Source organism: Aquamicrobium sp. (assembly GCF_023954335.1).
GTDB lineage: Bacteria > Pseudomonadota > Alphaproteobacteria > Rhizobiales > Rhizobiaceae > Aerobium.
The window spans coordinates 382,170-395,815 of record NZ_JAMLIE010000003.1; the positions used below are offsets into that span (position 1 = coordinate 382,170).

Annotated in this window: 12 protein-coding genes; 7 read left to right on the forward strand and 5 right to left on the reverse strand. The window is 68.0% G+C overall.

What is annotated here, in order from left to right:
• The first annotated feature begins 23 nt into the window (after window positions 1–23).
• The 3 genes from M9945_RS19305 (at window position 24) to M9945_RS19315 (ending at window position 1,620) form a co-directional block, all read left to right on the forward strand.
• On the forward strand, window positions 24–656 hold the full coding sequence (locus M9945_RS19305; RefSeq protein ID WP_367928752.1) for a LysE family translocator: 633 nt from the start codon (window positions 24–26) through the stop codon (window positions 654–656).
• A gap of 155 nt (window positions 657–811) precedes the next feature.
• Window positions 812–937 (forward strand): type B 50S ribosomal protein L36, encoded by a 126-nt coding sequence (ykgO, locus tag M9945_RS19310; RefSeq protein ID WP_367928753.1) that lies wholly within the window; start codon window positions 812–814, stop codon window positions 935–937.
• A gap of 107 nt (window positions 938–1,044) precedes the next feature.
• Window positions 1,045–1,620: a hypothetical protein gene (locus M9945_RS19315; RefSeq protein WP_367945842.1), complete on the forward strand. Its 576-nt coding sequence runs from the start codon at window positions 1,045–1,047 to the stop codon at window positions 1,618–1,620.
• Window positions 1,621–1,669: 49 nt separating this feature from the next.
• On the opposite strand, the gene pyk is transcribed toward M9945_RS19315, so the two are convergent.
• Window positions 1,670–3,103, reverse strand: coding sequence for a pyruvate kinase (gene pyk, locus M9945_RS19320; protein WP_367945843.1), 1,434 nt, complete (start codon window positions 3,101–3,103; stop codon window positions 1,670–1,672).
• A complete protein-coding gene (locus tag M9945_RS19325; protein ID WP_367945887.1) occupies window positions 3,100–3,507 on the reverse strand; it encodes a DUF1036 domain-containing protein in 408 nt (135 codons plus the stop codon). The genes pyk and M9945_RS19325 overlap by 4 nt, the downstream gene beginning before the upstream one ends.
• Before the next feature lie 251 nt (window positions 3,508–3,758).
• On the opposite strand from M9945_RS19325, the gene M9945_RS19330 reads away from it, so the two are divergent.
• From M9945_RS19330 to M9945_RS19340, 3 genes are all read left to right on the forward strand, one after another.
• On the forward strand, window positions 3,759–4,556 hold the full coding sequence (locus tag M9945_RS19330) for an N-formylglutamate amidohydrolase (protein ID WP_367945844.1): 798 nt from the start codon (window positions 3,759–3,761) through the stop codon (window positions 4,554–4,556).
• Window positions 4,557–4,572: 16 nt separating this feature from the next.
• Window positions 4,573–4,881: a DUF1244 domain-containing protein gene (locus M9945_RS19335; protein WP_367945845.1), complete on the forward strand. Its 309-nt coding sequence runs from the start codon at window positions 4,573–4,575 to the stop codon at window positions 4,879–4,881.
• 88 nt (window positions 4,882–4,969) lie between these two features.
• Window positions 4,970–5,233, forward strand: a complete 264-nt coding sequence (locus M9945_RS19340; protein WP_367928758.1) for a DUF2312 domain-containing protein — start codon at window positions 4,970–4,972, stop codon at window positions 5,231–5,233.
• Between the two features lie 35 nt (window positions 5,234–5,268).
• Here M9945_RS19340 and M9945_RS19345 read toward each other — a convergent pair whose 3' ends face one another.
• Window positions 5,269–6,180, reverse strand: coding sequence for an aminotransferase class IV (locus M9945_RS19345; protein ID WP_367945846.1), 912 nt, complete (start codon window positions 6,178–6,180; stop codon window positions 5,269–5,271).
• Window positions 6,181–6,340: 160 nt separating this feature from the next.
• The gene (locus tag M9945_RS19350; protein ID WP_367945847.1) at window positions 6,341–8,083 is read right to left on the reverse strand and encodes a cytochrome D1 domain-containing protein; all 1,743 of its coding nucleotides are present in this window, start codon (window positions 8,081–8,083) and stop codon (window positions 6,341–6,343) included.
• Window positions 8,084–8,313: 230 nt separating this feature from the next.
• On the opposite strand from M9945_RS19350, the gene M9945_RS19355 reads away from it, so the two are divergent.
• A complete protein-coding gene (locus tag M9945_RS19355; protein ID WP_367945848.1) occupies window positions 8,314–10,452 on the forward strand; it encodes a TonB-dependent receptor plug domain-containing protein in 2,139 nt (712 codons plus the stop codon).
• Between the two features lie 25 nt (window positions 10,453–10,477).
• Here the strand turns inward: M9945_RS19355 and M9945_RS19360 are convergent, their stop codons facing one another.
• Complete coding sequence (locus M9945_RS19360) at window positions 10,478–13,645, reverse strand: efflux RND transporter permease subunit (protein ID WP_367945849.1); 3,168 nt, start codon at window positions 13,643–13,645, stop codon at window positions 10,478–10,480.
• Window position 13,646: the final 1 nt, after the last annotated feature.

Here is a 13,646-nt window from a genome sequence, read left to right on the forward strand (position 1 = left end):
CGACCACTCACGGAGATCCCGCCATGTCGTTCGAGCTATGGGCCGCCTTCGCGCTCGCATCCGCGATCGTCGTCCTGATTCCGGGACCGACCGTGCTGCTCGTCATCTCCTATGCGCTCGGCCACGGCCGCCGGCCGGCGCTGGCCATCGTCGCCGGCGTCGCGCTCGGCGACTTCACCGCCATGACCGCCTCGATCCTCGGCGTCGGCGCGCTGCTCGCCGCCTCGGCGACGCTGTTCACCGCCCTGAAGTGGATCGGCGCGGCCTATCTCGTCTATCTCGGCATCAGGCTGTGGCGCGCGCCCGTCATGGAACCGGCGGCGCCCGGCGCGCCGGCGCAGGCGCTCCATACGCGCCGCGCCTTCTTCCACGCCTATGTCGTGACGGCGCTGAACCCGAAGAGCATCGTCTTCTTCGTCGCCTTCCTGCCGCAGTTCCTCGACCCTGCCGGCAACGTCGCGCTCCAGCTCGTCGCCTTCGAGGCCACCTTCCTCGTCCTCGCCACGCTGAACGCCGCCGCCTATGCGCTGATGGCGTCGATGGCGCGGGGCGCGATCCGCAAGCCGGCGGTCCAGAAGGCGGTGAACCGCGCCGGCGGCTCGCTGATGATCGGCGCCGGGCTGCTCGCGGCGAGCTGGCGCCGGGCCGCGGCCTGAATCCGGCTTGCAGCGCCCGAATCCCTACGCCCGGCGGTTGACAGCCCGTCATGCCGTCGTTTAAGAGCCATTCCGGATCTGGCGCGCCACTCCTTCATGGAGAGAGCGCGCCTTTACGTTGGCCCGTCAGGGCATCAGGAAAACGGGCTGCACCGATGAAGATCAAGAACTCGCTCAAGGCGCTCAAGGCGCGTCACCGCGACAACCGGCTGGTTCGCCGCAAGGGCCGCGTCTACATCATCAACAAGACCGCGCCGCGCTTCAAGGCCCGCCAGGGCTGAGCCGGGCAGCGGAGGCCTGCGCCTCCCGCGCCGCCGCCTCGCGTTACACGCAAAATTCAGTTTGACGTTCCGTCGTGCCGGGATAGGATTCCGGCATGCGGAGCGTAATGCCCATTTCCATCGCGATTCTTCTCGCGCTCGCCGTCACCGCCCCGGCGCAGACGACGGGGCATGGCGTCACCGGCCTTGCCGCCGACAACCCGCAGGCGCGGCTCGACGGGCTGTTCCACGACCTGAAGCGCGCCGGCAACGAGGCGGCGGCGCGGCAGATTTCCCAGCGCATCCGCCAGGAATGGTCGAAATCCGGCAGCGCCACCATCGACCTTCTGATGATTCGCGCCAACAAGGCCGTCGACGACAAGAAATACGACGCGGCGCTCGACTATCTCGACGAGATCGTCACCCTCGCCCCGGCCTATGCCGAGGGCTGGAACCTGCGCGCCACCGTCCATTTCGGCCGCGACGATTACGGACGCTCGATGGCCGACATCGACCGGGTGCTGCGGCTGGAGCCGCGCCATTTCGGCGCGCTCTCGGGCATGGCGGCGATCCTGAAGGCCACCGGCCATACCAGCGCCGCGGCCGCGGCCTATGAGCGCCTGCTCGACGTCTACCCGATGATGCGCGACGCGCAGACCGAATCCGGCAAGCTCGCCGACGAGATGGCCGGACAGGCCATATAAGACAAGCCATATAAGGCAGGCGATCCGACTCGCCCTGCCCGCCAGCCGTTCAGCCGTCCTGCTCTTCCGCCCCGATATAGGCGATGCGCAGCATGTTGGTGGAGCCGGGGGTGCGCAGCGGAACGCCCGCCGAGATGATGACGCGGTCGCCCTCGCGCCCGAAGCCCTCGGTATGGGCGATGCGGCAGGCGCGCGCCACCATGTCGTCGAGGTCGGTCGCGTCCTCCGTCACCACGCAATGCAGCCCCCAGACGAGGGAGAGCCGCCGCGCCGTCTCCACCACCGGCGACAGCGCGATGATCGGCAGTTGCGGGCGCTCGCGCGCGGCGCGCAGGCCGGTCGCGCCCGAGCCGGTATAGGTGACGATGGCCGACAGCTTCAGCGTCTCGCCGATCTGGCGCGCCGCGGCCGAGATGGCGTCCGCGCCGGTCGCCTCGGGCTCGGAGCGCTGGGCGTTGATGATGCCGGGATAGAGCGGGTCCTTCTCGACCTGGACGGCGATGGAATCCATCGTCGCCACCGCCTCGACCGGATACTGGCCGGCCGCCGATTCGGCCGACAGCATCACCGCGTCCGCGCCCTCGAACACGGCGATGGAGACGTCGGAGACCTCGGCTCGGGTCGGCACCGGCGCGGAGATCATCGATTCCAGCATCTGCGTCGCCACCACCACCGGCTTGCCGGCCTTGCGGGCGGCGCGGGTGATGCGCTTCTGGATGCCGGGCACCGCCTCGAGCGGCATCTCGACGCCGAGGTCGCCGCGCGCCACCATCAGCGCGTCGGACAATTCGATGATCTCGTCGAGCCGCGTCACCGCCTGCGGCTTCTCGATCTTCGACAGGAGCGAGGCCCGCCCGCGCGCGATCTTGCGCGCCTCGGCGAGGTCCTCCGGCCGCTGGATGAAGGACAGCGCCACCCAGTCGACGCCCTCGCCCAGCACGGCCTCGAGGTCCCTGCGGTCCTTTTCCGTCAGCGCCCCCACCGGAAGATCGGTGTCGGGCAGGCTCACCCCCTTGCGGTCGGAAATCCGCGTGCCGGACACCACGGTGCAGACGATGCGCCGCCCGTCCGTCTCGACGGCGCGCAGGTGCAGCTTGCCGTCGTCGATCAGCAGCCGGTGGCCGGGCTGCACCGACTGGAGGATTTCCGGGTGCGGAAGCTGGACGCGCGCGGCGGTGCCGGGCGCGGGGTCGTCGTCGAGCGTGAAGGTCTGGCCGGGCGCCAGCGTTTCGGCCCCGTTGGCGAACTTGCCGACGCGCAGCTTCGGCCCCTGCAGGTCGGCAAGGATGCCGATCGGCCGGCCGACCTGGCGCTCGACGTCGCGGATGCGGCCGACCAGCACGCGCATCAGCGCGTGGTCGGCATGGCTCATATTGATGCGGAAGACGTCGGCGCCCGCCTCGAACAGGCGGCGGATCATCGCCTCGTCGGAGGAGGCGGGGCCGAGGGTTGCGAGAATCTTGACCTTGCGGTTGCGCCTCATTGGGTCCCGGTTCCGGTCACGGGGTTGCCGCCGCCCACCGGCTCGTCGGTGAATTGCACCATCCAGTTGGTCTGCTCGCGCGTGTCGTATTCCTGGAAGCCGGCGCGCTGGAAGCCGCGCGCGAAGCAGTCGCCGGCCCCGGCGATCTTGAACTCGCGCTCGGCCACGCACATGTTGACCGGCCCGTCCCAGCGGCCGCCGCGCTCGGCGTCCTCGGCATAGAGATAGTAGTAGCGCGACGACAGCGCGCCCTCGATCAGGGTCTTGCAGGTCGAGCCCTCGATGTGCCACCAGCCTTCCGTGACCCAGCCGGTGCTGGCGCGGTAGCCGATGGCGACGCCGACCAGCCCTTGCGTCGCGTTGCAGACGCGGAAATCGGCGAGCGCGGGCGCCGTTGCCGCCATCGATGCGCCGAGCGCCAGCCCGACCGCGGCCAAACTGCCGGCCAGCCGCCGGCGGGCCTTCATCCGCATCCTCATGCCCGTCCCTGTCGAAGCAGTCTTCATCATCGAGCCCTATTTCAAAGATGTGAGCGCCGGTGTCAACGCGCTGCGATTGTGCCGCCAAGCGTGTCGAAACGGCGGCATTGCATGCGCGCCCGCTTCATGGAACACAGAGGCGGCCGAACATCCCCACCCTGACGGACCTTCACAGCATGACCCGCGACACGCTCTTCTCCCCCTTCGAGGTCATCGACGGCGACCGCAGCAAGGGGCTGGTGCTGGTCGCCGACCATGCCGGCCGGGCGCTGCCGGACGAATACGGCTCGCTCGGGCTCCCCGAGGCGGAGTTCGAGCGCCACATCGCCTACGACATCGGCGTCGAGCGGGTGACGCGGGCGCTAGCGCGCCTGCTCGACGCGCCGGCGGTGATGGCGCGCTTCTCGCGCCTGCTGATCGACGCCAACCGCGGCGAGGACGACCCGACGCTGATCCGCCAGCTCTATGACGGCACGGTGATCGCGGCCAACTATCCGATAAGCCCGGAAGAGCGCGAGCGGCGGCTCGACCATTACTACCGGCCCTATCACGACGCGCTCGGCTCGATGGTCGCCTCCGTCGCCGAGGAAACGCGCGCCGCGCCATTCCTGTTCTCGATCCACTCCTTCACGCCGGCCATGCAGGGCCGGGCGCGGCCATGGCACGTCTCCATCCTGTGGGACAGCGACGACCGCGCGGTGCGGCCGCTGCTTGAGGCGCTGCGCGCCGATCCCGCCCTCGTCGTCGGCGACAACGAGCCCTATGACGGGGCGCTGCGCGGCGACACGATGTTCCGCCACGCCATCACCAGCGGCTATGCCCACGCGCTGATCGAGATCCGGCAGGACCTGATCGCGACGCCGGAAGGCGCGGCAGGCTGGGCGGCGCGCCTTGCGCCGATGCTCGAGACGGTCAACGCCATGCCGCAAATGCACGCCATAGAACGGTACGGCTCGCGCACCGGGCCGGTGTGAGCGAAGGAGGTCAGGGATGGGCGCAATGAGCGACGAACAGAGGCGCGATTTCGAGGCCGCCGCCTTCCGCCGGCTGGTCGGGCACCTGCGCGAGCGCAGCGACGTCCAGAACATCGACCTGATGAACCTCGCCGGCTTCTGCCGTAACTGCCTCGCCAACTGGTATCGCGAGGCGGCGGAGGGCGCGGGCGTCACGATGGACAAGGACGAAGCGCGCGAGATCATCTACGGCATGCCCTACGAGGCGTGGCGCGCGCGCCACCAGCGCGAGGCGAGCGAGGAGCCGAAGGCGGCCTTCGCCCATAGCCATCCGAAACATTCGTGACACGCATTGATTCTTGGCCGCGTCTTTGGCAACCAGACGCACGCGCAATGCGGCCGCGATTCCCCGGCGGCCGAACTGGAGATTAGACATGGCCGAAGACATCACCGCCGATTCCGCCCAGACCGTAGCCGCCGGCCAGCTTCGTTCCTTCATCGAGCGCATCGAGCGCCTCGAGGAGGAGAAGAAGACGATCGCCGACGACATCAAGGAAGTCTTCGCCGAAGCCAAGGGAACCGGCTTCGACACCAAGGCGATGCGCACGCTGATCCGCCTGCGCAAGAAGGACCAGGCCGAGCGGCAGGAGGAGGAGGCGATCCTCGACCTCTACATGGCCGCGCTCGGCATGGCCTGAGCCTCATCCTTTTTTCATGACGCGGCGGCGGCCGTTCAGGCCGCGCCGTCCGCCCTCACCGCCTCGCTCCAGCGCGGGTCGGCGTGCGCCTCCCAGTAGCGGCGGCGCAGCGCCGTGGTGACGGGGCCGGGAACGCCCTCGCCCACCTGAACGCCGTCGACGCGCGAGACCGGCATGATGCCGCCGGCGGTGCTGGTGATGAAGACCTCGTCGGCCCGCCTCAATTCGTCGGCCGGAACCGGCCGCTCCTCCACCGTGTAGCCGGCCTCGCGGGCGAGCTCGATCGCGGTTTGCCGCGTGATGCCTTCGAGCACGCCGCTGTCCGGCGTCGCGACCTTGCCGCCGCGCACGGTGAAGATGTTGAAGCCCGGCCCTTCCGCGACATTGCCGTCGCCGTCGACGAGGACGGCGGTGGCGTCGCCATGGGCGTAGGCGTCGAAGATGCCGCGCGTCAGGTCGTGCCAGTGATAGTTCTTGACCGTCGGGTCGACCGACGCCTCGGGAATGCGCACCACGTCGCTGATGCGCAGGGAAATCCCCGTCTCCTGCGCCGCCTCGCTGGCGATCCACACGAACGGCACGGCAAAGGCGAAGAACGAGTTGCGGCAAAGGCGCGGGTCGCGCGAGCCGGGCGGCGGCGCCCCGCGCGTCAAGATCATCTCGACATAGGCGTCTTCAAGCCCGGCGAGCGAAACGCAGCGATGGAGGATCGCGCTCAGCGCCGCGTCGTCGACCGGCAACGTCATGCGCAGCTTGTCGACCCCGCGCTTGAAGCGGGCGATGTGCGCGTCGAGGCGGAAGAAGCGCCCCTTCCAGACATGGACGACGTCGTAGGTGGCGTCGGAGCGCAGGAAGCCCCAGTCGGTGATCGGCACCCGCGCCTCGGCTATCGGCACGTAGTCCCCGTCGACCCACGCGGCGCCCTGCGAGAAGCGGTCAGCGTCCATTCCGGCCTCCTGCATCATCGACCATGGACGCCATCATGGCCGTTTGCCGGACGAGGGAAAATGCGCCACCCGCCCCATTCGGCAATTCCAGACGGAAACGGCGGAGCGGAAAAGGAAAGGGGCGGGCGGATGGCGCCCGCCCATCCCTGCAGGCGCAAGGTCAGTAGATGTCCTTCTGGGTATTGAGGACGTTGAACTTGCCCGTCGGCGTGATCAGGCCCTTGTCCTTGATCACCTTCTTCAGCTCCAGCGTCTTGTCGTCGACGACGACGATGGCGCTTTCCTTGTCCTTGGCGTTCCACACCGAGAACCAGACCTCGGTGCCCTCCTTGTTGAATTCTGGCTGGACGACGCGCGGCTGGCCTTCGGTGATGCCGGCCCACTCGACGATCGGCAGGGTGACGAATTCGGGGTCCTCGTCCGGGTTGCCGCCCATCTTGTCGATGTCGAACACCGCCGCCGCCGCGGAAATCTCGGCATCGGGGTTGAAGGTGGCATCGACATAGAGGTGCTTGGAGTTCGGATGCGTCTTGATGAACAGCGAGCCGCCGCCGAGCGCCGGGAAGCTGTCGACGATCTTCCAGGCATGGTCGGCGTTGCCTTCCGGATCGGTGCCGACCAGCGCCACCGTCTCGTCGCCCAGATGCGAGGTCGCCCAGACCGGGCCGTAGACCGGGTGCGTGAAGTTCGCGCCGCGCCCCGGATGCGGGATCTGGCCGCCGGTCTCTATCAGCGCCGTCAGCTTGTCCTCCTTGGTGTCGACCACCGCGATCTTGCCGCGCTGGTTGGCCGCCACGAGGAAGTAGCGCTTGGTGCTGTCGAACCCGCCATCGTGCAGGAAGCGCTCGGCCTCGACCTCGACCGTCTTCAGGTTCTTCAGGTCGGTGTAGTCAACGAACAGGATCTTGCCCGTCTCCTTCACGTTGACGATGAACTCGGGATTGTTGTGCGACGACACGATCGAGGCGACGCGCGGCTCGGGGTGGTAGACCTGCTCGTCATAAACGTTGCCGCGGGTGGAGACGATCTTCAGCGGCTCTAGCGTCTCGCCGTCCATGATGACGTATTGCGGCGGCCAGTAGCCGCCGGCGATGGCGTACCTGTCCTCGTAGCCGGCGAACTTCGAGGTCTCGACCGAGCGCGCCTCGATGCCGATCTTGATCTGGGCGACGTTGGCCGGGGTCTCCATCCACAGATCGATCATGTTGACGAGGCCGTCGCGGCCGATGACGAACAGATAGCGCCCCGAGGCCGAGATGCGGCTGATGTGGACGGCATAGCCGGTGTCGATCACCGCCCTGATGTCGTAGGTGCCGCCGTCGATCAGCGCGATCTGGCCGGAATCGCGCAGCGTCACCGACATCAGGTTGTCGAGGTCGATGTCGTTCATCTTCTCCTTCGGCCGGTCCTCGGGCTTGACGAGAACCTGCCACGACGCCTGCATCTCGGGCATGCCCCATTCGGGCGGCGCCGGCGGCTCGATCATCAGGTACTTCGCCATCATGGCGATCTCGTCCTCGGTCAGCTCGCCCGAGGTGCCCCAGTTGGGCATGCCAGCCGGCGAGCCGTAGGTGATGAAGTCGCGCAGATAGTCGAAGCCGTGCCCGATCGTGATGTCGGTGGTCAGCGCCTTGCCGGTCGCGCCCTTGCGCAGCACGCCGTGGCAGCCGGCGCAGCGCTCGAAATAGATCTTGGTCCCGGCGTCGAACTCTTCCTTCGACATGATCGGGTCGTTCGGGTCCATGCCCGAAATCTCGACGCCGAGCTGGGCGAGCGTCGCCATCGCGCCGCCGGCCTGCGCCTGCGGTTCCTTGGCCGAGGCAGGAAAGGCATGGAGCACCAGCGCCAGTGCTGCCGTCCCTGCCAGATAAGCATAGGTGGGTAATTTGGTTCGGTGCGTCATGGTTACCTCCGATGGTTGAACCCGCGCAGCCACTGTGAATATTTGCGGAAATTTTCTCCTTGACGATTGTTAGGTTGGATCGCGATAGGTTCCGCGCGCCCCGCGACCAGTTGTCACAACGGCTGACCTGACAATAGTCAAGGCGTTTGCGGCGCCCCTCCCGCACTGTTCTTGCCGACAGAACCCAGCATGAGGGGGCCGGCATCCGGATGCGGGGCCGGCGATCGAGAATGACCCATATCGATCGATCGAACGGTTTGCGCCGGGTCCGCCCGGCGTTGCGAAAGGCCGGGCTCGCCCTGGCGCTGACCTCGGCCTGCGGGGCGACGGGCGCGGCGCAGGCCCAGGACGGCGTCACCTGGCTCGGCACCATCGCCGTCATCGGCACCCGCACCGAGACCTCGGTGCAGGACAACCCCGCCTCGGTGACGGTCCTCGACAGGCAGGAGATGGAGAGGAAGACGCCGGAGAGCGTCGCCGAGATGCTGCGCGACGTGCCGGGCGTCGAGGTGGTGGATTCCTCCGCGCCGGGCATGAAGCGGATTTCCATCCGCGGCGAATCCTCGCGCCGCGTCACCATCCTCGTCGACGGGCAGGAGATCACCGATCATTCCGACTACGGCACGCCGGTCCTGATCGACCCGTCCAATGTCGAGCGCATCGAGGTGGTGCGCGGCCCCGCCTCGGTGCTGCACGGCGCCAAGGCCATCGGCGGTGTGGTCAACATCATCACCAAGCGCGGCGCCGACAAGCCGGTCGAGGTCGAGACCGGCGGCACCTACTATTCCGGCACGGCCGGCTGGCAGGGCTGGGCCGCGGTCTCCGGCACGGTGGGCAATTTCGACTATCGTTTCTCCGGCAGCCTCGACGATCACGGCGACCGCCGCGTGCCGGACGGCCGCTACACCTCGACCGGCCGCCTCGACGGCACCGCCTTCGGCAACGACAACATCTCGGCGCATCTGGGCTACACCTTCGGCGAGGCGGGCAACCACTACATCGCGGTGAAGGCGATGCAGCACCGGCTCTGGAGCGAGAGCTGGACCGACCCGGCGACGCTCGTTCCCCCGATCGTCGATTTCAGGATCGACCTGCCGAAGCGCGACCTGCGCAAGGTCGGGCTCCATTACGAGGGCAGCGACATCAGCGACATCGTGCGCAAGGTCCGCCTCGACGGCTATTATCAGGAGGTGGACCGGCTGTTCACAAATGAAGTGGCGATCCGGCCCAATCCGATGCTGCCGGTCGTCCAGCGCACGCGGACGGTTTCCGAGGACGTCAACACCCACTGGGGCGGCACGGCGCAGGTGGACCTCCAGTTCCATCCCGACCACTACACCATCGTCGGGCTGCACTATCTCGACGACTCGCTCGCCGCCAGCAAGGCGACGGCTCCGGTTCCCGCGCCGCCGATCGTTCCGGCGCCGGTCACCGACGACGCCTCGATCCGCACGGTCTCGGCCTTCGCCCAGAACGAATGGTCCTTCGCCGACGATTTCAGGCTGACGGCGGGCGCGCGCTACTACCACACCCGCACCGACCTCGCTCACACCAGCGACCCGGACCGGCAGGACTATGCCGGCCGCAGCGACGGCCGCTTCGTCACCTCGCTCGGCCTCGTCTATACCGGCATCGGGAACACGACGCTGAGGGCGCTCTATTCCGAAGGCTACATCACGCCGACGCTGTTCCAGCTCTTCAGCGACTCGATCGCGCGCGAGCGCGTCATCTTCGGCAATCCGGCCCTGAAGCCGGAAACCTCGCGCAATGCCGAGATCGGCGCGCGCTACGACGCCGGCGGCCTGATCGTCGACGCCACCGCCTTCTACAGCGAGGCGCAGGACTACATCACGCGGGCGACCTGCGCCTCCGTCGGCACGTGCCCCGGCCGCTATCTCACCCGGCCGCGCTTCATCTACGACAACGCCAACACGGCAAGGACCTACGGCCTCGAGCTCGCCGCCGAGTACATCCTGCCCGGCACCACGCTGACGCCCTACGTCACCGGCACGTGGATGCGGCGCGAGCTGACCTTCGACACGGTCTCGACCTATCACAGCAACACGCCGGCGCTCTCGGGCCGCTTCGGCCTGCGCTGGGAGGGCGAACTGGCCGGCCGCAACGTCTGGAGCGACCTTTACGTGCGTGCCGCGACGGCGGTCTCCGAGCAGGAGGAAGGCGGACCCCTGCGCCGCCTGCCCGGCTGGGCGACGCTCAACCTCGCCTTCGGCGGCGCGTTCGGCGAGGACGAAAAATATCGCTTCAGCGTCGCCTTCAACAACATCCTCGACAAGGAATACCGCTCGTCCTTCGACGAGGTTCCCGGGATCGGCCGCAGCGTCGAGGCGACGGTGCGGGTGAAGTTCTGAAGCGCTCCCCCCTTTTGGGGGAGCCCTACTCCGCCGCCTTGGGCAGGGGCATGTCGTCCTTGGCCGCCACCGCTTCGGGCTCGGCGTCTTCGACGCCGCTTCCACGGCCGAACAGCCGCGCCAGAAGCCCGCGCCGCTTCTCGCCCGCCGGGCGGTTGTCGCGGGTGAACACCATCAGCGCCGAGGGTGTGACGATCAGCGTCAGCACCGTGGCGAAGGCGAGCCCGTAGACGATGGCCGAGGACAGCGAGATCCACCACTGGGTCGACGGCGCGTTGATCGTCGTCTCGTGGTGGAACAGCTCCAGCCCGAGGCCGAGCGCGATCGGCAGCACGCCGAGGATGGCGGCGGCAGCCGTCAGCACCACCGGGCGGGCGCGCTCGCGGCAGGTCTGGAGCACGGCGTCGAGCTTGTTCCAGCCCTCGTGGCGCAGCCGGTCGTAGGTGTCGATCAGCACGATGTTGTTGTTGACCACCACGCCGGCCAGCGCGATGACGCCGATGCCCGACATGATGATGCCGAAGGCCTGGCCGGTGAGCAGCAGGCCGAGGAACACGCCGATCGTCGACATCACCACCGTCATCAGGACGAGGAAGACGCTGGTGAACTTGTTGAACTGGGCGAGCAGCACGATGAAGATCAGGAAGATCGCCGCGCCGAAGGCGTTGGCGAGGAAGGCGCTGGCGTCGTCGCTCTCCTGGCTGGAGCCGGCGAGCTTCCACGTCGCGCTGCCGAGGTCCATGCCGCCGACCGCCTCCTGCACCTGCGCCTGCACGGCCGAGACCTGGAAGCCGGAGGCGACGTTGGCCTGCACCACCACAGTGCGCTCGCCGTCGATGCGGTTCAGGATGCCGGTGCGCGGCTCGGGCTTGCGGGTGACGAAGTTGGAGATCGGCACCGAGCCGAGCGGCGTCTCGATGCGCAACTCGTCGAGCGTCGACAGCGTGCGGCGATCCTCGGGCAGGCGCAGACGGATGTCGACCGCGTCGTCCGCGCCGGCCGGGCGGTAGTCGGTCAGCTTGAGACCCGAGGTGACGAGCTGCACGACGACGCCGACGCCGATCGGGCTGATGCCGTGCTGGGCGGCCTTGGTCCGGTCGATGTTGAGCGCCCAGTCGACGCCGGGCGGCGGCAGGCCGTCGGAAATGTCGATGACGCCGGGGATCTCGCCGAGCCGGGCGGCGACGGCGCGGGCATGATCGTCCAGCCCCTGCGGATCGGCCGCCGAGACACGGACCTGGACCGGCTTGCCGGTCGGCGGGCCGGCATCCGGCACACGCACCTCGACGTCGACGCCGGGAATGCCGGCCATGACGGCGCGCAGATCGTCGAGGATCTCGTGCGCGGGCTTGCGCTCGCGCCAGTCGACGAACTCGTACTGGATGACGCCGACGACGTCCTCGGGAATGTCCTGCGCGCCGCGCACCTGGCCGACGCGGGTGTAGACGGATTCGATGCCCGGCCAGCCGAGCAGCCTGTCCTCGGCCTTGCGGGTGGCCGCATCCATCTCGGCGAGCGAGAGGTTGCCGCGCGCATGGACGTAGAGCAGGCCGTAATCCGGCTCGACATTGGGGAAGAACTCGACGCCCTTGCCGTAATGCGAATAGGCGTACATGACGCCGACGAGCAGGCCGAGCGCCAGCATCAGCACCGTCTTCGGGAAGCGCACCGCCTGCTTGACCACGGCCATGTACCAGCCGTCGCGCAATTCGCCCTCTTCATGGACATGCGCCTTGGCGAACTTCGCCCCGAGCGTCGGGGTGAAGACCAGCGCGTAGAGCATCGAGGCGGCGAGCGTGACGATCAGCGTGATCGGCAGGTACTTCATGAAGTCGCCGACCAGGCCGGGCCAGAACAGCAGCGGCGAGAAGGCGGCGATGCGCGTCAGCGTCGCGGCGGCCACCGGCCCGGCCATGCGCTTGGCGGCGAGCTCGAACGCGGCCTCGCGCGGCATGCCCTCCGACATGCGCCGCTCGGCGAATTCGACCACGATGATGGCGTCGTCCACCAGCATGCCGACGGCGAGGATCAGGCTGAACAGCACGATCATGTTGATCGTGAAGCCCATCAGCGCGAGCAGCAGGATGCCCATCAGGAACGAAGACGGGATGGCGAGGCCGATCAGCAGCGACGAGCGGCCCGACAGCGCGTAGAGGATGACGATGAAGACGAGGATGACGGCGATCAGCACATGGTTCTGCAGCTCGCCGAGAAGTTGGTTGATGAAGACCGACTTGTCCTGCGTGTAGGTGACGGTCATGCCCTCGGGCAGCGTCTTCTGGAAGGCGTCGGCGATCCGCTTCACCTCCTCCACCGCATCGACGAGGTTGGCGCCGGTGCGCTTCTTGACCTCGATGGCGATGGCCGGCTTGCCGTCGAGCCGGGTGATCGTCTCGGCATCGGCATGGGTCGAGCGCACGGTGGCGAGGTCCTGCGCGCGCACGATGGCGTTGCGGCCGGCGAGGATCGGCAGGTTGGCGACGTCCTCGACCGTCTCGATCAGCGCCGGCACCTTGACCGCGTACTTGCCCTCGCTGCCCTGCAGCGCGCCGGCGGCGACGAGGCTGTTCGAGGCGTTCATGCCGTCGAGCAAATCATCGAGCTTCAGCCCGTAGGAAGTCAGCTTCATCGGGTCGATGACGACCTCGACCAGATCGTCGCGCGCGCCCTGCAGCACGCCCTCGAGCACGCCCGGCACCTCCTCGATGCGGTCGCGCAGCTGGCGCGCCGCCGCCGTCAGCACGCGCTCCGGCACGTGGCCGGACAGGGTGACGACAAGAACGGGGAACTCGGAGATGTTGACCTCGTGGACGCTCGGCTCGTCCGCGCCCTGCGGCAGGTCCTGCCTGGCCGTGTCGACCCCGTTGCGGGTGTCGTCGAGCGCGGTCTTCAGGTCCGTCGACGGGTCGAACTCGAGCAGCACGTAGCCGCCGCCCTGATAGGCGGCCGAGCGCATCTCCTTGACGCCCTTGATGGTCTTCAACCGCGTCTCGACGGGGCGCAGCAGGAGGCGTTCCGAATCCTCCGGCGAGATGCCCTGATAGGTCAGGCTGGCATAGATGATCGGGACGGGAACGTCGGGCTCGGCCTCCTTCGGGATCGACAGGTACGACATCGCGCCCATGATCATAAGGAAGACGAGCGTGGTGATCGTCAGCCGTGCGTTGTTGATGGCGAGCTTGACGATATCCATG